This window comes from Bacillus sp. NPDC094064 (assembly GCF_050279585.1).
In the GTDB taxonomy this organism is placed as follows: Bacteria; Bacillota; Bacilli; order Bacillales; family Bacillaceae_G; genus Bacillus_A.
Genome location: NZ_JBNNUI010000012.1, coordinates 24,093 through 44,588, shown reverse-complemented (window position 1 = coordinate 44,588; position 20,496 = coordinate 24,093). Strand labels below are relative to the sequence as shown.

The window sequence follows — 20,496 nt, the reverse complement described above, 5'->3', positions numbered from 1 at the left end:
TGGCGTTTTTATATTAAATTACGTAACAATATACACTTAGAAAATGCGCAAGACTACCTAACAATACAAAAACATGAAAAATTTCATGGTGTCCCATATATTTAAACTCCAACCATTTTGGCTTCGCACCGTAAATAAAACCACCAATTGTATAAAAAATACCTCCAAGTACTAAGAAAAAAATACCTCCTGTACTTAAATTCTCAGCTAGCGGTGCAAAGAATAGAACAATTAACCAACCCATCAAAAGATAAATTGCAGTTGATAACCATCTCGGGCAATTAAACCAAAACATTTTAAAAACAATACCACAAATCGCGGTTGCATAAACTAAACAAAATAATAGCAAACCATTTGCCGAATGTAATGTAATTAAACAAAAGGGTGCATATGTACCTGCAATTAATATAAAGATCATAGAATGATCTAATTTCCTAAAGAAATAAATAACACGTTCACTGGCTACAACACTATGATACACAGCTGACGCCATATAAAGTACCATCATCCCGATACCAAATAAAATAACTGCTGTAATTGCCGCAAAAGATGGCATCTTAACAGAAACCTTTACAAGCATAGCTAATAATGCAACAAATGATAATACTGCTCCTCCTAAGTGCGTTAATGCATTAACCGGTTCTCTTACATAAGCATTCATATAAACACCCCTCATATAATTACATGTAGTTTTGATAACTACATGTAATTATATACACATTATTCATGTGGGTCAACATTTACAATTCATTTGTTTCGTAATACCATATTTAAAGATATACTAAACATTAAGTTCCACTAAGTTATAAAAGTGAGGGGTTCTACGTGGAAAATATAAATAAATTACTTGAATCATTACATTTAGAAAAAAATATTAAACTTGAGGATATCCCAAATGTCGACTTATATGTAGACCAAGTTGTTCAACTATTTGAGAATACTTATGCGGATACAACAAGAACCGATGATGAAAAAGTATTAACGAAAACAATGATTAACAATTACGCAAAAGGGAAATTATTCATTCCAATCAAAAATAAAAAATACTCAAAAGAGCATATGATTTTAATCAGCTTAATTTATCAATTAAAAGGAGCCCTCTCTATTAACGACATTAAAAGCTCCTTAGAAAATATAAATGAATCGTTATTAACTGATGATACCTTTGCATTAGATACACTATATAAAGATTATCTTGCTCTTACTAAAATCAATGTTGAAGGCTTTAAGCAAGACGTAAATAACCGCGTTTCAGAAGTAAGCGATATCTCTTCCTTAGAAGATCCAAACTTAGAGAAATTTTTATTACTAACATCTTTCGTCACTATGAGTAATATGTATAGACGTTTAGCTGAGAAGTTAATTGATGATTTAAAAGGATCTTACTAACGATAAAATGCTACCTAATTGTTAGGTAGCATTTTTATCCCGCACTATCTATTGGAGTAATGATTAGGTTTTAATAACTAACACATGTAGCTATTCCAAGTATTATGCTTTTACGTTCTCTCTAACGACGTTTCAAAAAAACTATCCACCTTTACAGTGGATAGTTTCTCCTATTTAATCGCCTCATGAACTTTTAATTGTTTACCTTTTATTGTTGTATTCTTCATGACCTTTAAAACAAGTGATCCTTTTCCATTTAATATCTCAACGTACGAAACATTATCTTGGATTGTAATAATACCTATATCTTCAGCCGAAACACCTTGAATTTTAGCAATTGTACCGACGAAATCTACAGCCCTAATTTTCTTTTTCTTCCCGCCATTAAAGTACAATTTCATAATTCCTTTATTTATATCAGCATTTTTATCTTTCTTTATCATTGGTTTAGCATGTATTTTTTCTTCAAATACAGCCTTACCATTCATCACTTCTTCTTTTGAAGGTGCTTGTGCCTTCGGAATTGCAAATCCGATGTACGTCTCAATTTCTTCTAAAAATCTATTTTCATACGGCGTAATAAATGTAATGGCTTTTCCTTTCTTACCAGCTCGTCCTGTTCTTCCAGTACGATGCACATAACTTTCTTTTTCTAATGGAATATCATAATTAATAACATGTGTAATATTATCAATATCAATACCTCTCGCAGCTACATCCGTTGCTACTAAATAACGGAACTTTCCTTTTCTAAAATCATCCATTACCTCAAAACGATCTTCTTGCACCATGCCACCATGTATTTTGTCACAAGGGTAATTCACTCGTTTTAACTGTCTATATACATGATCTACGTTTTCTTGTGTACGGCAAAAAATAATGCAACTGTCTGGATTTTCAATTGTTGTTACATCTTTAAGAAGTGAAAGCTTTTCTTCTTCTCTCACTTCAAAAAGGGTATGTTCAATTTTATCTGTTGTAATCCCAGCCGCCTTAATTTCAATATGCGTTGGTGAATTCATATATGTACGAGATAACTTTTCAACATCTTCTGGAAGCGTTGCTGAAAATAGCATTGTCATTCGCTTTGTAGGTAACTCATCAATAATTGCTTCTACTTGATCGATAAAACCCATATTTAGCATTTCATCGGCTTCATCGATAACTAAGTACTTTAGACGCTCTAAAGAAAGCGTGCCTTTTTCAATATGATCTAATACACGACCAGGAGTACCCACTACAATATGTGTTTTTTGCTTTAATTCTAATTTTTGACGCGCAAATGGAGATTTTCCATAAACTGCTGCAGCCTTAATTCTTTTGAATCGACCTATATTTGTAATATCTTCTTTTACTTGAACAGCAAGTTCTCTCGTTGGCGTTAAAACTAATGCTTGTGGTTTATTTTCTTCCCACTCTACCATTTCACAAAGTGGTATACCGAACGAAGCTGTTTTTCCACTTCCAGTCTGCGATTTTACAACAAGGTCCTTCTTTTGCAATGCAACTGGAATAACCTCTCCTTGCACTTCTGTTGGATGCTCGTATCCTAAGCCAGTCAATGCTTGTACTATTTCTTTACTTAATGCATAATTACTAAAGTTCTTTTTACTCATATATTAACCTCATTTGATTTTAAATTTAAATAATTATATTCTTCATGCCTCACGTTGAATTATACCGCAATACTATTGTTTTTAATTCATTTCAGTCGCAATTTATCTAAGTATACTTTACAAATAGTAAAGGGCAGTCTTAATAATAAGTCTGCCCCATCTAAACCGTATTAATTTTTACGGAACTAATCTTTTTACAACAGGTATCCTTTGCAATACTAATGTAATCACCATGCTAAGAACAAGTGTAATTGTTACATTGATCGGTATTGCTAATATTGCGTGCACACGTTCATTTACCTTAGGAAAAATGATGTACAGATAGTTATTTAATAAGAAGAAGTGGAGAATATAGATTCCAAGGCTTGCTTGATTTATAAAACGTAATACGAATGGTAATTCTCGTTCTGAGTTTTGGAAAGCATATTTGAAAAATACAAATAATCCAATCGCCATAAGTACAACACCTGGCGCAAAATATCCGTACCAGAACTGATCTAACTGTCCATTCGCTTTTACTGTATAGTGATATGTAATAAAGAATGTACTAATAAATCCTACAAGTCCTCCAATATAAGAAATATTTCTCCATTTTTTCGAAATATCATAATTAGATAAATAATAACCAAGTAAAAAGTATCCTACATAATTTGTAACGTAAAATAATTCAATATTAAAATTGATAGGATAATAATATTTCACTAAATTGACTACAACAGATGCATATAGCCATAAAATTAAAAAGTATTCTATCTCTCGTTTTTTAGCGTTCTTCACAAAGATTTTTAGTAGAGGTGTAATTAAATATATACCTACAATCATGTATAGGAACCATAAATGTCCCCCGATCGTATCTGTTAAAAAGTGTTTTATCCCTTGCTTTAAAGATGCTGGAAAATATCCTGCATATGCTCCATATGCATAAAATATAGCACTCCAAGCGATAAAAGGTATAATCACTTTACTTGCACGCTTCTGTAAAAATTCCCCGATAGCAATATCTTTCGTTCCCTTTAATAATAACGCTCCACTAATCATCACGAAGATTGGAACACTGGCACGTGAAATAGATTCAAAAAAGTTACCAGCCAGCCAGCGCGACACGTTATTTGTATCTAACACGGAAACATAACCAGCAGTAACGTGAATTGTAACAACTGCTATTGTCGCTAATACACGCAACCAATCCATATATACTAAACGTTTCATTAATGCCCCTCCTAAATTTACCTATTTAACTTTTCTTTTCCAAACATAATTTTACATGAAATGATGTTATGTTAAAACACATTTTCATCATATGGACCTATAACATACGTATATAAAATTAAATTTTTAAATATAAACATGAAAACCTTTGACTTATGCGTGAAAATAATGTAAATTATCCTTTGGACGAACATTTTTAAATGAAATGAATAAAATATTCGTATTTTAGGGGTGTAAATGATGGAAAACGTATTCGACTATGAAGATATTCAATTAATTCCTGCAAAATGTATTGTAAATAGCCGCTCTGAATGTGATACAACTGTCACTTTAGGAAAACATAAATTTAAATTACCTGTCGTACCTGCAAATATGCAAACGATTATTGATGAGAGAATTGCAACTTATTTAGCTGAAAACAATTACTTCTATATCATGCACCGTTTCCAACCAGAGAAACGAATCTCATTCATTAGAGATATGCAATCACGTGGATTAATCGCTTCTATCAGCGTTGGTGTGAAAGAGGACGAGTATGAATTCGTACAACAATTAGCTGCTGAGCAACTAACACCTGAATACATCACGATTGATATCGCACACGGTCATTCTAATGCTGTAATCAACATGATTCAACATATAAAAAAACACTTACCAGAAAGCTTCGTTATCGCTGGAAACGTTGGAACTCCAGAAGCGGTAAGAGAATTAGAACATGCTGGTGCTGACGCAACAAAAGTTGGTATCGGACCTGGTAAGGTGTGTATTACTAAAATTAAAACTGGCTTTGGAACTGGTGGTTGGCAGCTAGCTGCACTTCGCTGGTGTGCAAAAGCTGCAAGTAAACCAATTATCGCTGACGGTGGTATTCGTACACATGGCGACGTAGCTAAATCTATTCGATTTGGGGCGACTATGGTTATGATCGGTTCTTTATTCGCTGGTCACGAAGAGTCTCCAGGGGAAACAATCGAAAAAGACGGCAAACTTTATAAAGAGTACTTCGGTTCTGCTTCTGAATTCCAAAAAGGCGAGAAGAAAAACGTTGAAGGTAAGAAAATGTTCGTTGAGCATAAAGGTTCTTTAGAAGATACGTTAATCGAAATGGAACAAGATCTTCAATCTTCTATCTCTTACGCTGGCGGAACAAAATTAGACTCGATTCGTACTGTAGATTATGTTGTCGTGAAAAACTCTATTTTCAACGGTGACAAAGTATACTAATTTTCAAATTTAACTCGAAGGACAAGCACACAAAATGCTTGTCCTTCTTTTTCATGTATTCATACGTTGAGGATTTTTAAATATGAGAAATAGGGGAGATATACTGGAGTAGATATGTCCAAACTAGATGCGTTCCGTAAAGCCATTTCTTACGTCGGTTCCTTCATTGATGAATTAGAAAATAAAAATAAGCCCTCGCTTTACGAGGGCTTATCCTATATTTACTTCCCAAATCTTTTACGGTATCCACATTTTCTACAGAGTTCTTCAACTGCAACTCTTTTCGAAAATCCATCAACAATATTTTGCGCTCTTTCACCTTCTATAATATTAGAAAATGAATCACTATTAATATTTCCAAGGTTGATAATCCCCTCACCATCTAAGCAACAAGGAATAACTGTTCCATTCGCTAAAATACCTGCTTGATTTCGAAGACCATGACAGAATCCTTTTCCATCATCCTCTTCCTCATGTAATGCTGGCCACTGGAATTCATAGTCCTGATTAATAAAAACGCGTTCCGCAATTTTTATACCTTTTCCCGGAGTAAGCTTCTCTTCAATTTGATAAGACAAATCAAACTCATTTTCAATTATGGATAATAACTCTCTATTTTTCTGAATTTCGGCATTTGTTTTATTATCCTGAGTTAAATTCCATAACCTTAATGAAACAATTAAATCCGATTGGCTAGTCGCCTCTCTAATGAAAGAAAGTATACTTCTTACATATCCTTCTTTGTCTTGTGATCCTGGGTGCCCATCAAAACTGTGCAGTGAAAAATTCATTTGTCTTAAAGCAGGCTTATTTAACAGTCTATGCCTTCTCTTATTAATTAACGTTCCGTTCGTTGTAATATTAACTTTAAACCCTTTTTCATGGCTTAAATCTAACAGTTGATCTATTTTCGGATGTAGCAACGGCTCACCCTTCACGTGCAAATAAATGTAGTCTGTATGAGGTTTAATTTGGTCTAATCTTTTAGCAAAATCCTCCACAGAAATGAACTGCTTCTGCCTTTCCGTCGGCGGACAAAAGCTGCACGCAAGATTACATACGCTCGTAATCTCCAAGTAAAACTTTTTAAACTTCTTCACCTTTAATTCCTCACTTCTCTGACTACTTATAATTTTTTCCTCTTCATATTACAGCATACTTTTTTAGAAATAGAAACATACTTATTTTAGGAAATCGATATACCACCTATTAATGTGTAAAAGACCATCGGTGATTTTTGTCCAATGGTCTTTTTTACTCTTTTTATATACAAAAAGTAATTTTATTTATGATACGGTTCACCGCGATTAATACGATATGCTCTATACACTTGCTCAAGCAATACTAATCGCATTAATTGGTGTGGCAATGTCATCTTTGAAAAAGAAAGTGACTCATTTGAACGCTTCATTACTTCTGAACTTAGTCCAAGTGATCCACCAATTACAAATGCCACTTTACTCTTTCCATATGTAGCAAGACGATCTAGACTTACCGCAAATTCTTCTGATGATTTTTGTTTTCCTTCTATCGCTAACGCAATCACATGCGTATCATCAGAAATTTTATCCAGTATACGTATACCTTCTTTTTCCTTTACAATTAGCATTTCAGCTTCACTTAAATTTTCTGGTGCTTTTTCATCTGGCAATTCAATTACTTCTACTTTTGCGTATGCAGATAATCGTTTTAAGTATTCTGCTATACCTTGTTTTAAATATTTTTCTTTTAATTTCCCAATTGAAATAATCGAGATATTCACACGTATTCCCCACCTTACAAACATGTTATCCACACAACTTATCCACATATCCACAATTGTTACCCACATATTGTGTGGGAATCTGTGTTCGATACAACATATGTCGCCTCATTTTGACAAAATTCACATGTTTTTTTCTCATTTTCAGAGTTATCCACATTGTTGATAACCGGCGCGACTTCACATTCATCCACAATAATATCTAGCGCTAATTCCACGTGTTCTAAACAACAAGGTAAATTCATATTCTTCACCTCACTTTTCTACAATAGAAAACAGGAGGTAGGCCCTCCTGTTTTTAATACTTTTGAATGCCTAATTTCACCGTTGTTGTTGCTCGTTTTGTACCACGATAAAATGTCAAAGTCATTTTATCATTAATTTTCTTATCATATAAGGCCGTGCGGAACCCAATAATATCGCGGATCGGTTTTCCATCTACCGCCACAATAACATCATGTTCTCGTAAACCAGCTTCTGCACCTGGAGAAGGGCTTTTCACATCTAAAATACAAACGCCCTCCGTCACATTTCCTGGTAACTGTAATGTTTTTGACCAATAATAATTCGGAATTTCATTTAATGACCTAAGTTCAATGCCAACATAAGGTCTTCTTACTTTTCCGTACTTCTCAAGTTCATTCATAATCGGAACCGCTCTAGTAACCGGAATTGCTAGTCCAATTCCTTCTACTTCCTTTGCAGCAATTTTCATTGAGTTAATACCGATTAATTGTCCTGCTGCATTTACAAGCGCACCACCACTATTACCTGGATTAATCGCTGCATCTGTTTGCAATACTTCTACTTGCCAATCATAATGCCCATCTTGATCTAGATCTACAGGAACAATGCGTTCACTAGCTGAAATAATACCTTGTGTAACAGTCCCAGAAAATTGCAGTCCAAGCGGGTTTCCAATCGCAATGACTGGTTCCCCTCTACGAACAGTATTAGAATCGCCAATTTCAATTACCTTTTTCACATACTTCGCATCTATTTCTAGTACTGCTAAGTCCGTGACTACATCAGTTCCTAATACTTTACCTGGAACTTTCTTACCGTCACTTAAGCTCACTTCAATGCGATTCGCCCCAGCAACAACGTGGTTATTTGTTACAATATACGCATGTCCACCTGTTTTCTTATAAATCACACCAGAGCCTGTACCGGCTTCCGAATCAGCCTCCGAAAAATCGTCTCGTTGAATATTAATAACACCAACAACAGCCTCCGAGGCACGATCAACAGCGTCTACAAAGCTAACTTGTTTAACAGGTACATTTCCATTTTGAGCTTCAGCCATATTTTTTTCACTTGCTTCAGCTTGCGGAAGCTTACCTGCATCATTTGAAAATAAAGGAGCTCCAAATGCAAACAATGAAGCCCCTACAATTGTTCCGGCTATACTAGAAATAACAATACCTTTATGTTTCTTTTTCCCTGCACGTTTAATACGATATTTTTCTTCATCAATAAAGGACATATTTGTTCACCTATCTTCCTGAAAACAACTATATTCACCTTTATTGTTTACTAAAATGAAGAATTATACGTATTGAATTTTCGTAGGCATTTTTGGATCTGTATCATGTATTTCAAAGGATTCTCCTACTCCAAATCCCTTTTCCTCTAATACTTGTGATACAGACATACGTGCTAATTCTTTCATATTGTTATCTAAGCTTAAATGGGCTAAATAAATATGTTTTGTTTCATCTGTAATTACATCTGCCATCGCCAATGCAGCATCCTCATTACAAACGTGTCCCACATCGCTTAAAATACGTCGTTTAATACTCCACGGGTAACGCCCCATACGAAGCATTTCCACATCATGATTACTTTCAAATACGAAAGCATTCGCTCCCTTAATAACACCTTTCATACGGTCACTTACGTATCCTGTATCTGTAATAAGGGCTAACTTTCTATTGTTGTTATGAAAAGCATAAAACATCGGTTCTGCCGCATCATGAGAGACCCCAAATGATTCAACCTCAATATCCCCAAATGTTTTCACATCTCCAACTGAGAAAATAAACTTTTGCTCAGTTGGGATATTTCCTATTAAATGTTCCATTGCATTCCATGTTTTCTCGTTCGCATAAACCGGTAAATCATATTTACGCGCCAATACACCTAATCCCTTAATATGATCACTATGCTCATGTGTCACGAGGATGCCTGATATGTCATTTATATTCAGTTCAGCTTGCTTAAATAAAGCCTCTGTAGCTTTACCACTTAAACCTGCATCGACGAGTAATTTTTTTTCATCTGTTCCTACATATAACATATTCCCTGTACTTCCACTTGCAAGTACACTAAAATGCAACCCCATTCTTTCTCACTCCAGTATGTTCATCAACCACTTGATTTTCCTTTTCTCCTAATTCCATAACCTGTCCTTCAATCGCATTCACAAAGAAATCCTGCTTCTGATCCGTTTTTAAATTCCATGTTGGAGCGAGCACTTGGTTATTAGAAGTAGAAGCGGTAAGTGTGGCATAACCAATTTGCGCTTCTTTTACATGCGTATTTCCATGAATTTTATTTTTTAAATACAAATTTTCTAAAGCCGTTTGAGCAGGAATAATTTCTTGCTGTTTCGTTTTCTCACTCTCGCCCATTTCTTTTAAATCCGTTAGCATCGTCTGGGTGTACGAAACAAGCTCATTTTTTTCATTTAATTCCACAACAATCATTGCCTGATCATTATAGAAAATAGGCTTATCTTTATATTTCTGGAAGAAGTAAATTTTAGAGTCTTTCATCGCTCCAAACTCATACTTTTGTCCATCCAATACATAGTTCTTCAAAAATTCATTATACTTATCTTTTGATACTGATTTTGTATTTAAAAACGGTTCTTTTAACTTACTTTCTATCTTGTACATATTTTGTAGATGCGCCGTTTGATTTTTTAAAGACTGTATATCTTCTTCTTTAAAGGCCTTGTTCTCCGCCCTAATAAACGACTCTTTTTTCGGTTCTTTAGGGAAATTACCCATTGTAATTTTGTTTGCTTTTAATTCTTGATCTATTTTTGTTTCTGCAATAAGCTCCAATTGATTACTATCTTGCTTTTGAATGAATTGAAAAATGAGAAAGAGGTCCAAAACAAAAAAGGTCACAATAAATATAGTTTTAATCCGATCCCAATCCATTTAGTCCTCCCTCACTCCACTCATATATTTTTTGTTTACCAGCTTCATCTTCAGCAAGCTTTACATACCAAATTGGCTGTAGTCGAACTACTTGCCCATCTAGTGATAACTTATATCCAATACCAATGTCTTTAATTAATCGTTTATCTATCTCTGCATTCTTTTCTAAGGATGCTATTACAACATGCCCTGATGGAAGAGTAACATTTTGTTCTATGCCCTTCGTATTTAAAGACAGCAATGGTCTTTCATATTCCATCACTTCTTCTGATCCCCATACTTGTTTCAATTCAGCTAACCCCTCTGTATTGAATACGGAATATCCATCTTCATGCAAACGAAATACTGAATGGCCTTTATTCACATAGTCCAAACGATAGGAATCCAAGCTCCCACTGTGACCACTCACAAATTCAAAACTTTTTTGTAAAAGCATTAAATTATCTATAGCTTTCTCGCTTGAGACAGAAGAGTTTTTATACTTTAGCATGTGATGATCGTTTTCAATCTCCATGGACCTAATACCATCTGTAAATGTTTCTTTCGATCCCTCGGTAATAGGGCTTAAATAACGTGGATCACTAAAAAGAGAATTCTTAAATGTATCCACTGCCAAATTAGATGAAATATATGTGATATTGTTTAATTCTGTCGTTCCATCTGGTAAAAATATCTTTTTCGTATCATTAATTTGATAATCAAAATATGGTTTTGCTGATACTATAAATTGATTTTGCGCATTAACAATATCTTTTAAATACACACCACTTAATTTTGCTTCATATATTCTAAAGTTATCGTCATAAGACACAAAGTTAATTTTAATTTCTTGATCCCTACTTCTAGAAGGGTCGAGAATAATGCGATTAAAATGTTTAGGCCTATCTATACTTTTTTCTTTCAGATTAAACATAGATTTAACTGCATCAAATGGGATATTGGTAGGGAAAATAAGCTCAATTTTCCCTTCACCATGTACATAAGAAAGGAAATCACCCTTAGCGATCGAGATTTCTCTAAAATCATGTAACTCCCCTGTTTCCAAGGGTCTATAGATTGATTCTATATCTTCCTCTCTTCTGCTTCCATAATGATTTTTATCTTTATGCACGATGATAGAACTGGGACGGATTACATCAGAAATTTTCGTTTGACTAGTTCCTTCATTCCCCTGCACAAATTTTGTATTTTGCATAGACGTGGAATCCGGCACATATGTCCATAAGTTAAAGGTAAGGAATAGACTAATTACAACTAAATTAATTAAAACTATCGTTTTAAAGTTTTCCATACTCATTCCCAATCGTCCTCTTCATCCGCTGCCATCGGCAATGTGAAGTAAATAGTTGTCCCTTTTCCTTCCTCACTTTTCGCCCAAATCGAACCACCGTGCGCCTCAATCATTTCTTTCGCAATTGCTAATCCAAGTCCTGTACCACCCATTTGCCTTGAGCGCGCTTTATCTACGCGATAAAAGCGCTCAAAGATTTTATCAACGTTTTCTTTCGGAATACCCATCCCTTGGTCACTTATACTAATTTCTAATAAATCCCCGCGATCACGCAAACGATATGTTACCGTTCCACCTTCTGGTGAATACTTTAATGCATTAGAAATAATGTTATACAAAACTTGGGTAATTTTGTCCGTATCCATATCAATAAATCGGGATTTCTTAGAGAAAGATCGTTTGAAACTTACATTTTGCTCTTTAGACATTTCAAATCGATCAATAATGTTATTAAAGAAGTCAGTAAAGTCGACCCACTCTTTCATTAAACGATGTTCTGTACTATCGAGTTTAGATAGTTGCAACAACGCATTTACAAGTCTAATCATTCTTTCTGTTTCTTCTTGTGTAACTGTTAAAAATTGTGGCGCAATATTTGGATCTTGCCATGCGCCATCCGTAAGCGCCTCTAAGTAACTACGCATTGTTGTTAATGGCGTTCTTAATTCATGAGAGACGTTCGCCACAAATTCACGGCGTTCTCGCTCTATACGCTCCTGCTCTGTTACATCATATAATACAGCAATTAAACCATTTGCCTTTCCTGTCTCTTTTTGAATAACAGAGAAACTAGCACGTAAAATATATGGTTCATTTCTTGTACTAAAATCTAATAAAACAGAGTCTGGTTCTTCATATAAATGATCAAGCGTAAATTCTTCCTGTATCCCTAATACCTCTAAAACAGATTGGTCGAGCGCTGTTTCACGCGAAACATTTAGCATCTTTTCCGCAGGGTCATTTAATAAAATAATATCTCCTTTTCGGTCAGTAGCAATTACTCCATCTGTCATATGTGATAAAACGGATGATAATTTACGTCTTTCGCTTTCTGTTGAAGAGCGAGCTTGTTGTAGTTTTTTTGATAAATTATTAAAAGATAATGCTAGTTGTCCAATTTCATCATGGCTATGCACTTTTACTTTTCTTGAATAGTTTCCTTTTGCCATTTCAATTGCTTGTCTTCGCATATCTGAAATTGGTCTCGTAATAGTTTGAGCTAACAAAATTCCAAGTACAGCTGTTACGAGTAATGCAATAACTGTTCCAGTTGCAAAAATTTGATTAATATCCTTCATTTGTTTATAAACATCTTCCATAGATGCAACAACGTAAATAACACCAAGTGCATCCTTGCCGTTATCATCCAGAATAGGCGTAATCATCACTTGTACACGATGACCTGTACGACCATCCTTCTCAATTTTCACTTCCGGCTTTTTTTGTACCAATACTCGCTGAACAGCTATATCAGTTGATGTTCTATTCACCTTATTTTGCTTCGACTCATCTGAAATAGCTATTAACTTCCTATTCGAATCAAATACACTTACCTCTTGAATATCTTTCTTTCGATCAGAGGCAAATTTTCGAATGGAAGTTTTTATCGTTTCGTCTGTTGATTCTGTTTCTCCTTTTGTATAACTTTTTTTAAACTCTTGTTTCAAGTTATATGCTAATAAGTTTGTTTGCTGTGTTAAAGAATCCCTAAAACCTTGTACAAGGCTCTTTTCTAACTCCCTCACGAAGTATACCCCAATAACTTGCATAGCTATCAATATTAATAACATATATATGAGCACAAATTTTAAATGAATAGATTGAAAAAAACCAACTTTCTTCATATACTATTCCTGCTCTGGGTCACGCAAGTAATACCCTACTCCACGTCTAGTTACAATTAAAGTAGGATGGCTTGGATTATCTTCAATTTTTTCACGTAAACGACGTACTGTTACGTCTACTGTACGAACATCTCCAAAATAGTCATAACCCCAAACTGTTTGTAATAAATGTTCACGTGTCATAACTTGTCCTAAATGTTTGGCTAAATAATGTAGTAATTCAAATTCACGATGTGTAAGCTCAATATTTTCTTCACGCTTTGTTACACTATAGGCATTTGGATTAATAACAATTGGCCCAATAACCATTTCCGTATTTTCTTCTTTTTCTGCAGCACCACCTTGCTGATGACGGCGTAAATTCGCCTTAACACGAGCAAGTAATTCCCTTGTACTAAATGGCTTTGTTACGTAATCATCAGCTCCAAGCTCAAGCCCTAATACTTTATCAATTTCAGAGTCCTTTGCTGTAAGCATAATAATCGGCATTTCTGAGCTTTTTCGTATTTCACGGCAAACCTCTAAGCCATCTTTACCTGGTAGCATAATATCTAATAAAACCATATCTGGCTGTTCTTCATTTGCTTTCTCAATTGCTTCATCACCATCATGCGCCATTACAATTTCAAAGCCTTCTTTTTCTAGGTTGAACTTCAAAATATCCGCAATCGGCTTTTCATCATCAACTACTAAAATTTTCTTTCCCATCATCGTCTATTTCCTCCTTATAAAGTGAAACTTTAATCGGTCGGGGAGGTTCTTCATCTCCCACCGATTATTAGCCAGCACCAATCGGGCATTTACGGGCAGTTGATCCCGCAGCTAACTTCTTTACCTCCGCTGAATTTTGAGGTAGGGTCTTACTGCCCGGTAAATAGCGGGGTAAAAATATGGTCAATAATCCCTAAACACATTGATGTCTACATAGTATGTCCCCTATATGACCGCATCCCTTGTTTAAGTACTTCTCCTCTATTCTCACAGACTCACGTATGATCCACTTTTACACGGAATCCTATACGATCTATAGAAAAACCTCTAGCTTCAACTGCTAGAGGCTCCTCGTTCTATTTTAAAATAACTACTCACTTTTGTAAAATTACACAAATAAAAAGGATATTAAGTGGGCCCACTTAATATCCTGAGAGTGGCTCGGGACGGAATCGAACCGCCGACACGAGGATTTTCAGTCCTCTGCTCTACCGACTGAGCTACCGAGCCAAAACTATATATAAAACCACTAATGGTGGTATAAACAAAAGTGGCGGTCCCGACCGGGGTCGAACCGGCGATCTCCTGCGTGACAGGCAGGCATGTTAACCACTACACCACGGGACCAAAAATGAACATAAAAAAAACATGACCCGTACGGGATTCGAACCCGTGTTACCGCCGTGAAAGGGCGGTGTCTTAACCACTTGACCAACGGGCCACGAAAAATAAAATGGTGAGCCATGAAGGACTCGAACCTTCGACCCTCTGATTAAAAGTCAGATGCTCTACCAACTGAGCTAATGGCTCATACTCACCAACGTCATATTTTCGTGACGACAAGATGTATCATAACATATTATCTTTTATTTTTGCAATACCTTTTTTTATTTTTTTATAAAAGATAAGAAAAAACCCATGAAAACATGAGTTTTTTCTTAAAAATATCAATTAAGCTTCGTATACGTTACGAACGATATTTGTTTGGTTACGATCCGGTCCAACTGAGAACATAGATAATTGAATTCCTGTTAACTCAGAAACACGTTCTACGTATTTTCGTGCATTTTCAGGAAGTTCGTCTAATGATCTTACACTAGTAATATCTTCTTCCCAACCTGGAAGCTCTTCATATACAGGCTCACATTTCGCTAAAATGTTTAAGTTTGCTGGAACTTCATCAATAACTTCGCCATTGTATTTGTAACCAACACAGATTTTAAGAGTTGGAATACCTGTTAGAACGTCGATAGAATTTAATGATAGATCCGTTAAACCACTAACACGACGTGCATGTCTTACAACAACGCTATCGAACCAACCTACACGGCGAGGACGACCAGTTGTCGTTCCATACTCACGACCAACTTCACGAATTTGATGACCAATTTCATCATGAAGCTCAGTAGGGAACGGGCCATCACCAACGCGGCTTGTATATGCTTTACATACACCTACAACGCGAGTGACTTTCGCAGGACCAACTCCAGTTCCAACTGTTACACCACCAGCAATCGGGTTAGAAGATGTAACAAATGGGTACGTACCGTGGTCAATATCAAGCATAACACCTTGTGCACCTTCAAATAGTACACGGTGATTGTTATCTAATGCATCATTTAATACAACAGACGTATCACATACATATTGTGCGATTTGCTGTCCGTACTCGAAGTACTCTTCGAAGATTTCCTCTACACTGAAACCTTCTGTATCGTACATTTTTTCAAATAAACGATTTTTTTGTGCTAAGTTGCGCTCAAGCTTCTCTTTAAATGCTTCACGGTCTAAAAGATCAGCCATACGAATACCAATACGAGCAGCTTTATCCATATATGCAGGACCGATACCTTTTTTCGTTGTACCGATTTTGTCATCACCTTTGCTAGCTTCTTCTAACTCATCTTGTTTTAAGTGATAAGGTAAAATAACGTGCGCACGGTTACTTACGCGTAAATTATCAGTACTTACACCACGATCGTGTAAGTATTTTAACTCTTCAAGTAATGCTTTCGGATCTACTACTAAGCCGTTTCCGATTACACAAATTTTTTCTTTATAGAAAATACCAGATGGGATTAAGTGTAATTTATATTTAACTCCGCCGAAAACAATTGTATGTCCCGCGTTATTTCCACCTTGATATCTTGCAACTACTTCCGCATGCTCAGAAAGAAAGTCAGTAATTTTACCTTTTCCTTCATCGCCCCATTGTGTTCCTACAACTACTACTGAAGACATTATTCAAGCACCTCCGCAATTTTCAAACGATCTATTCAAACAATATAATTGTACCAAAACCGAAAGAGAAGTCAACCAAAAAGCGAACATTTTTTTATCAAAAAACATTTTCGTTCGTAAGAAATATGAATTTCCCTTGTGAAAGCCTTATCTTTACTATAAAAAAAAAGAAACACATCTTATTATAAGAAATGCGTTTCTTTTTTATACTATCTTTATGCAGGTGGCGCATGTCCATCCTCGAAGCGACGTTCTAAGTTAACGAACTTATTGAACTCTTTAACGAATGCAAGCTCTACTGAGCCTACGGGACCGTTACGCTGCTTTGCAATAATAATCTCAATTGTATTTTTGTTTTCTGTTTCGCGATCATAGTAATCCTCACGATATAAGAAGGCTACAATATCAGCATCCTGCTCGATACTTCCTGATTCACGAATGTCAGACATCATCGGGCGTTTATCTTGACGAGATTCTACACCACGAGATAACTGCGATAAGGCAATAACAGGCACTTGCAATTCACGTGCGATTCCTTTTAATGTACGTGAAATCTCAGATACTTCCTGCTGACGGTTTTCTCCTGATTTTCCGCTCCCTTGAATAAGCTGCAAGTAGTCAATCAAGATCATACCAAGACCCTGTTCTTGTTTTAATCTACGACATTTTGCTCGAATCTCATTTACTTTAATCCCTGGCGTATCATCAATATAGATACCGGCGTTAGAAAGGCTACCCATTGCCATTGTTAATTTCGCCCAATCATCAGAAGTTAATGATCCAGTACGAAGTCTTTGTGCATCAATATTTCCTTCTGCACAAAGCATACGCATAACAAGCTGATCAGCACCCATCTCTAGACTAAAAATCGCTACATTTTCATCTGTTTTCGTCGCTACGTTTTGTGCGATATTTAATGAAAATGCCGTTTTCCCTACCGATGGACGTGCCGCCACGATGATTAAATCATTTCGCTGGAACCCCGCCGTCATCTTATCTAATTCAGTAAATCCAGTTGGTATCCCGGTAACTTCACCTTTTTGATTATGCAAAAGTTCAATTTTATCGTAAGCATCTACAAGAACGTCTTTAATATTTTGGAATGCTTTCGCATTCGTTTGATGTGATACTTCTAGTATTTTTTTCTCAGCCTCATTTAAAAGACCATCCACATCGTCTTCTCTCTCATATCCATCAGAAACGATATGAGTCGCTGTACGAATTAAACGACGTAACAGCGCTTTTTCAGCGATGATGCGTGCGTAATATTCTACGTTAGCAGCAGTTGGAACAACTTCCGCTAACTCTGCTAAGTAAGAAACCCCGCCAACTTCTTCTAGTAACCCTTGATCAGCCATTGCTGACGTCATCATTACTAAGTCGATTGGTTCCCCCTTATCAGACAGCCCAAGCATAACTTCAAAAATCTTTTGATGTTTCGTTCGATAGAATGAATCAGGTACCAATAACTCTGATGCTGATGTTAACGCATCTTGATCAATCAATATGGCCCCTAAAACCGCCTGCTCAGCCTCTATATTATGCGGAGGGGTACGATCAGCAAGTACATCACTCATACGCAATCCTCCTTACTTAACTTATTTTTATTGTTCACTAACATGAACTTTTACTGTTGCTGTTACTTGCGGATGCAATTTCACAGTAACGTTTGTATAGCCTAATGCACGAATTGCATCATCCATTTCAAATTTACGTTTATCAAGTTTAATCTTGTGTGATTTTTGCATAGCATCTACGATTTGTTTGCTTGTGATAGAACCGAATAAACGGCCGCCTTCTCCAGACTTAGCCTTTAATTCTACAGTTAGTTTCTCTAATGTTTCTTTTAATTCTTTTGCATTTTCAAGCTCTGCTGCCGCATCTTTTTCTTCTTTGCGCTTTTGAGCTTCTAAAGTTTTCATACTGCTATTTGTCGCTTCAGCAGCTAAACCTTGTTTTAGTAAGAAGTTATTTGCATAGCCATCTGGTACGTTTTTTACTTCTCCTTTTTTACCTTTACCTTTTACGTCTTTTAGAAAAATTACTTTCATGATTGTGTGCCTCCCTGTAAATAGTCATCAATAATAAATCGAAGCTTCTCCTCAGCTTCATCTACTGTAACATTTTTCATTTGTGTGGCTGCATTCGTCAAATGCCCGCCACCTCCTAAATTTTCCATGACTAGCTGCACATTCACTTCACCTAAAGACCTGCCGCTAATCCCAATGAAATTCTCTCCGCGTTTCGCAATAACAAATGATGCGATAATACCCGTCATTGTTAATAACGTGTCCGCTGATTGCGCAATAAGCACTTGGTCGTAGTAATCATTACTATCAACTTTTGCAATTGCAATTCCATTTTTATAAATGTACGCATTTTTAATAGCTTTTGCAACTCGTAAATACTGATCCATATCTTCTTTTAACAATTCTTGTACAAGTACAGTGTCTGCGCCATGTGAGCGTAAATAAGAAGCAGCATCAAATGTACGAGCTCCCGTCCGGAATGTAAAGCTTTTCGTATCAACAATAATACCTGCTAACAACGCTGTCGCTTCTAACATTGTCATTTTTAAACTTTTTGGTTGATACTCAAGTAGTTCCGTAACAAGTTCTGCCGTCGAAGAAGCATATGGCTCCATATAAACAAGCAATGGATCTTCAATAAAGTCTTCCCCTCGGCGGTGATGGTCAATAACCACTACATTTTCAATTTTATGTAACAGTTTTTCCTCCATCACCATGGAAGGTTTATGCGTATCAACAACAACAAGTAAGGAATCCTCATTTGCAAATTCCATCGCTTGTACTGGTGTAATAAAGTGAGACCATAACTCTTCGTTTTGTTTCACTTTATCCATCAAACGCTTAATTCCCTTATCCGAATCATTTTCATCTAATACAATATATCCTTTACGCTCATTTAATTGAGCTACCTTTAAAATACCAATCGCAGCACCAATTGCATCCATATCAGGAGCTCTATGCCCCATTATAATGACATTACTACTTTCTAATACTAAATCCTTTAATGCGTGCGAAATAACTCTAGCACGTACACGAGTACGTTTTTCAACCGGATTTGTCTTACCGCCATAAAATTTAACTTTACCTGTCGCTTGTTTAATAGCTACTTGATCTCCACCACGGCCAAGCGCAAGGTCTAAACCAGATTGAGCCATTGCCCCAAGCTCTGATAAAGGTAAATCACCTGATCCGACACCTACACTTAATGTAAGGGGAATATTCCTTTTGGATGTTTCTTCACGTACTTGATCTAAAATGCTAAATTTCCCTTTCTCCATTTGCGCTAAAATACTTTCATTTAGTACAACGAAGAATCTTTCTGAAGATGCACGTTTTAAATACGCCCCATACTTAAGAGCCCATTCATTTAATCTAGATGTCACAAGACTTGTTATATTCGTACGTAATTGATCATCTAATCCTTGCGTAACCTCATCATAATTATCTAAATAAATGACAGCTAACACAGTACGTTGATCCTCATACATCTTTTCGATCTCCGTTTGTTCCGTTACATCAAAGAAATAAATTAACTTTTCTTCTTTTCTTACAAAAACACGAAACTTTCGATTATTCAAAGAGACTATATCATCAGATGTTTCCCCCTTAATAAAAAGAAGTAACGTTTCTGATACATCGTAAAGGTGCCATCCAGCTAATGCGTGTTGCCCCAGACATGACGATAAATAAGGATTCGCCCAATCAATCCCATAATCCTTATTGTATAACAAAATACCAATAGGCATTTGGTTAAATGCTTCATTACTCACTTTCTTTACCCTTGTAATCATATCTGTCGTATTTTTTTCGAAATTCCTTTGAAAGGTAAGTTCAAATCGTACAACAACAAAAAGCACAATACAAAAAATAAAAAAGGAAGATATCCCCATAATTAAATGAAAATAACAGAGGATTGAAATCAGCACAAACACGAAAAATGCCAATACATAAACAGGATATAAAAACCACTGTTTCTTATAAAATTCAGGCATGTATACAACTCCTATAAA

Annotated in this window: 18 protein-coding genes, 4 tRNA genes and 1 pseudogene; 3 read left to right on the top strand and 20 right to left on the bottom strand. The window is 35.8% G+C overall.

Going from position 1 to position 20,496, the window contains the following annotated elements:
• Window positions 1–13 precede the first annotated feature (13 nt).
• Window positions 14–661 carry a PAQR family membrane homeostasis protein TrhA gene (trhA, locus tag ACQKNI_RS22745; protein ID WP_088233078.1) on the bottom strand — a complete coding sequence of 216 codons (648 nt, stop codon included), beginning with the start codon at window positions 659–661 and terminating at the stop codon, window positions 14–16.
• 164 nt (window positions 662–825) lie between these two features.
• On the opposite strand from trhA, the gene ACQKNI_RS22740 reads away from it, so the two are divergent.
• Complete coding sequence (locus ACQKNI_RS22740) at window positions 826–1,389, top strand: DUF1836 domain-containing protein (RefSeq protein ID WP_088233077.1); 564 nt, start codon at window positions 826–828, stop codon at window positions 1,387–1,389.
• Window positions 1,390–1,559: 170 nt separating this feature from the next.
• Here the strand turns inward: ACQKNI_RS22740 and dbpA are convergent, their stop codons facing one another.
• Both dbpA and ACQKNI_RS22730 read right to left on the bottom strand, forming a co-directional pair.
• Complete coding sequence (gene dbpA, locus ACQKNI_RS22735; RefSeq protein ID WP_088233076.1) at window positions 1,560–3,005, bottom strand: ATP-dependent RNA helicase DbpA; 1,446 nt, start codon at window positions 3,003–3,005, stop codon at window positions 1,560–1,562.
• Between the two features lie 177 nt (window positions 3,006–3,182).
• Window positions 3,183–4,214: an acyltransferase gene (locus ACQKNI_RS22730; RefSeq protein WP_088233075.1), complete on the bottom strand. Its 1,032-nt coding sequence runs from the start codon at window positions 4,212–4,214 to the stop codon at window positions 3,183–3,185.
• Between the two features lie 240 nt (window positions 4,215–4,454).
• On the opposite strand from ACQKNI_RS22730, the gene guaC reads away from it, so the two are divergent.
• Window positions 4,455–5,438: a GMP reductase gene (gene guaC / locus ACQKNI_RS22725; RefSeq protein WP_088233074.1), complete on the top strand. Its 984-nt coding sequence runs from the start codon at window positions 4,455–4,457 to the stop codon at window positions 5,436–5,438.
• Between the two features lie 96 nt (window positions 5,439–5,534).
• Window positions 5,535–5,618: pseudogene (locus ACQKNI_RS22720) on the top strand (oligoendopeptidase F); the annotation flags it as partial.
• 41 nt (window positions 5,619–5,659) lie between these two features.
• Here the strand turns inward: ACQKNI_RS22720 and ACQKNI_RS22715 are convergent.
• The 17 genes from ACQKNI_RS22715 to ACQKNI_RS22635 form a co-directional block, all read right to left on the bottom strand.
• A complete protein-coding gene (locus ACQKNI_RS22715) occupies window positions 5,660–6,538 on the bottom strand; it encodes a radical SAM/SPASM domain-containing protein (RefSeq protein WP_088233073.1) in 879 nt (292 codons plus the stop codon).
• A 182-nt stretch (window positions 6,539–6,720) separates the two neighbouring features.
• The gene (gene rlmH, locus ACQKNI_RS22710; RefSeq protein WP_088233072.1) at window positions 6,721–7,200 is read right to left on the bottom strand and encodes a 23S rRNA (pseudouridine(1915)-N(3))-methyltransferase RlmH; all 480 of its coding nucleotides are present in this window, start codon (window positions 7,198–7,200) and stop codon (window positions 6,721–6,723) included.
• Window positions 7,201–7,259: 59 nt separating this feature from the next.
• Window positions 7,260–7,445 (bottom strand): CxxH/CxxC protein, encoded by a 186-nt coding sequence (locus tag ACQKNI_RS22705; protein ID WP_098253418.1) that lies wholly within the window; start codon window positions 7,443–7,445, stop codon window positions 7,260–7,262.
• 53 nt (window positions 7,446–7,498) lie between these two features.
• The gene (locus ACQKNI_RS22700; protein ID WP_088233070.1) at window positions 7,499–8,686 is read right to left on the bottom strand and encodes a S1C family serine protease; all 1,188 of its coding nucleotides are present in this window, start codon (window positions 8,684–8,686) and stop codon (window positions 7,499–7,501) included.
• 63 nt (window positions 8,687–8,749) lie between these two features.
• Window positions 8,750–9,544, bottom strand: coding sequence for an MBL fold metallo-hydrolase (locus ACQKNI_RS22695; protein ID WP_000522832.1), 795 nt, complete (start codon window positions 9,542–9,544; stop codon window positions 8,750–8,752).
• Window positions 9,528–10,370: a two-component system regulatory protein YycI gene (locus tag ACQKNI_RS22690; RefSeq protein ID WP_088233069.1), complete on the bottom strand. Its 843-nt coding sequence runs from the start codon at window positions 10,368–10,370 to the stop codon at window positions 9,528–9,530. The genes ACQKNI_RS22695 and ACQKNI_RS22690 overlap by 17 nt, the downstream gene beginning before the upstream one ends.
• Window positions 10,351–11,667, bottom strand: a complete 1,317-nt coding sequence (locus ACQKNI_RS22685) for a YycH family regulatory protein (RefSeq protein ID WP_088233068.1) — start codon at window positions 11,665–11,667, stop codon at window positions 10,351–10,353. The genes ACQKNI_RS22690 and ACQKNI_RS22685 overlap by 20 nt, the downstream gene beginning before the upstream one ends.
• Window positions 11,664–13,505 carry a cell wall metabolism sensor histidine kinase WalK gene (gene walK / locus ACQKNI_RS22680; RefSeq protein ID WP_088233067.1) on the bottom strand — a complete coding sequence of 614 codons (1,842 nt, stop codon included), beginning with the start codon at window positions 13,503–13,505 and terminating at the stop codon, window positions 11,664–11,666. Before walK ends, ACQKNI_RS22685 begins: the two co-directional genes overlap by 4 nt.
• A 3-nt stretch (window positions 13,506–13,508) precedes the next feature.
• On the bottom strand, window positions 13,509–14,216 hold the full coding sequence (walR, locus tag ACQKNI_RS22675) for a cell wall metabolism DNA-binding response regulator WalR (RefSeq protein ID WP_000971865.1): 708 nt from the start codon (window positions 14,214–14,216) through the stop codon (window positions 13,509–13,511).
• Between the two features lie 437 nt (window positions 14,217–14,653).
• Window positions 14,654–14,726 (bottom strand) — tRNA-Phe (locus tag ACQKNI_RS22670).
• A 41-nt stretch (window positions 14,727–14,767) separates the two neighbouring features.
• Window positions 14,768–14,843 (bottom strand) — tRNA-Asp (locus ACQKNI_RS22665).
• 22 nt (window positions 14,844–14,865) lie between these two features.
• Window positions 14,866–14,937 (bottom strand) — tRNA-Glu (locus tag ACQKNI_RS22660).
• A 13-nt stretch (window positions 14,938–14,950) separates the two neighbouring features.
• A tRNA-Lys gene (locus ACQKNI_RS22655) sits at window positions 14,951–15,026 on the bottom strand.
• Window positions 15,027–15,167: 141 nt separating this feature from the next.
• The gene (locus ACQKNI_RS22650) at window positions 15,168–16,457 is read right to left on the bottom strand and encodes an adenylosuccinate synthase (RefSeq protein WP_088233066.1); all 1,290 of its coding nucleotides are present in this window, start codon (window positions 16,455–16,457) and stop codon (window positions 15,168–15,170) included.
• A 215-nt stretch (window positions 16,458–16,672) separates the two neighbouring features.
• The gene (gene dnaB / locus ACQKNI_RS22645; protein WP_001286148.1) at window positions 16,673–18,034 is read right to left on the bottom strand and encodes a replicative DNA helicase; all 1,362 of its coding nucleotides are present in this window, start codon (window positions 18,032–18,034) and stop codon (window positions 16,673–16,675) included.
• 27 nt (window positions 18,035–18,061) lie between these two features.
• On the bottom strand, window positions 18,062–18,508 hold the full coding sequence (rplI, locus tag ACQKNI_RS22640) for a 50S ribosomal protein L9 (RefSeq protein ID WP_000864228.1): 447 nt from the start codon (window positions 18,506–18,508) through the stop codon (window positions 18,062–18,064).
• On the bottom strand, window positions 18,505–20,478 hold the full coding sequence (locus ACQKNI_RS22635) for a DHH family phosphoesterase (RefSeq protein ID WP_088233065.1): 1,974 nt from the start codon (window positions 20,476–20,478) through the stop codon (window positions 18,505–18,507). The genes rplI and ACQKNI_RS22635 overlap by 4 nt, the downstream gene beginning before the upstream one ends.
• Window positions 20,479–20,496 lie beyond the last annotated feature (18 nt).

Bases quoted from the DNA above. Each gene is read 5' to 3' on its own strand.
- guaC (WP_088233074.1), top strand. From the start codon at position 4,455: ATGGAAAACGTATTCGACTATGAAGATATTCAATTAATTCCTGCAAAA.
- ACQKNI_RS22690 (WP_088233069.1), bottom strand. From the start codon at position 10,370: ATGGATTGGGATCGGATTAAAACTATATTTATTGTGACCTTTTTTGTT.
- walK (WP_088233067.1), bottom strand. From the start codon at position 13,505: ATGAAGAAAGTTGGTTTTTTTCAATCTATTCATTTAAAATTTGTGCTC.
- walR (WP_000971865.1), bottom strand. From the start codon at position 14,216: ATGATGGGAAAGAAAATTTTAGTAGTTGATGATGAAAAGCCGATTGCG.
- ACQKNI_RS22635 (WP_088233065.1), bottom strand. From the start codon at position 20,478: ATGCCTGAATTTTATAAGAAACAGTGGTTTTTATATCCTGTTTATGTA.
- rplI (WP_000864228.1), bottom strand. From the start codon at position 18,508: ATGAAAGTAATTTTTCTAAAAGACGTAAAAGGTAAAGGTAAAAAAGGA.
- ACQKNI_RS22700 (WP_088233070.1), bottom strand. From the start codon at position 8,686: ATGTCCTTTATTGATGAAGAAAAATATCGTATTAAACGTGCAGGGAAA.
- ACQKNI_RS22730 (WP_088233075.1), bottom strand. From the start codon at position 4,214: ATGAAACGTTTAGTATATATGGATTGGTTGCGTGTATTAGCGACAATA.
- ACQKNI_RS22650 (WP_088233066.1), bottom strand. From the start codon at position 16,457: ATGTCTTCAGTAGTAGTTGTAGGAACACAATGGGGCGATGAAGGAAAA.
- dnaB (WP_001286148.1), bottom strand. From the start codon at position 18,034: ATGAGTGATGTACTTGCTGATCGTACCCCTCCGCATAATATAGAGGCT.
- ACQKNI_RS22705 (WP_098253418.1), bottom strand. From the start codon at position 7,445: ATGAATTTACCTTGTTGTTTAGAACACGTGGAATTAGCGCTAGATATT.
- dbpA (WP_088233076.1), bottom strand. From the start codon at position 3,005: ATGAGTAAAAAGAACTTTAGTAATTATGCATTAAGTAAAGAAATAGTA.
- trhA (WP_088233078.1), bottom strand. From the start codon at position 661: ATGAATGCTTATGTAAGAGAACCGGTTAATGCATTAACGCACTTAGGA.
- ACQKNI_RS22685 (WP_088233068.1), bottom strand. From the start codon at position 11,667: ATGAGTATGGAAAACTTTAAAACGATAGTTTTAATTAATTTAGTTGTA.
- ACQKNI_RS22695 (WP_000522832.1), bottom strand. From the start codon at position 9,544: ATGGGGTTGCATTTTAGTGTACTTGCAAGTGGAAGTACAGGGAATATG.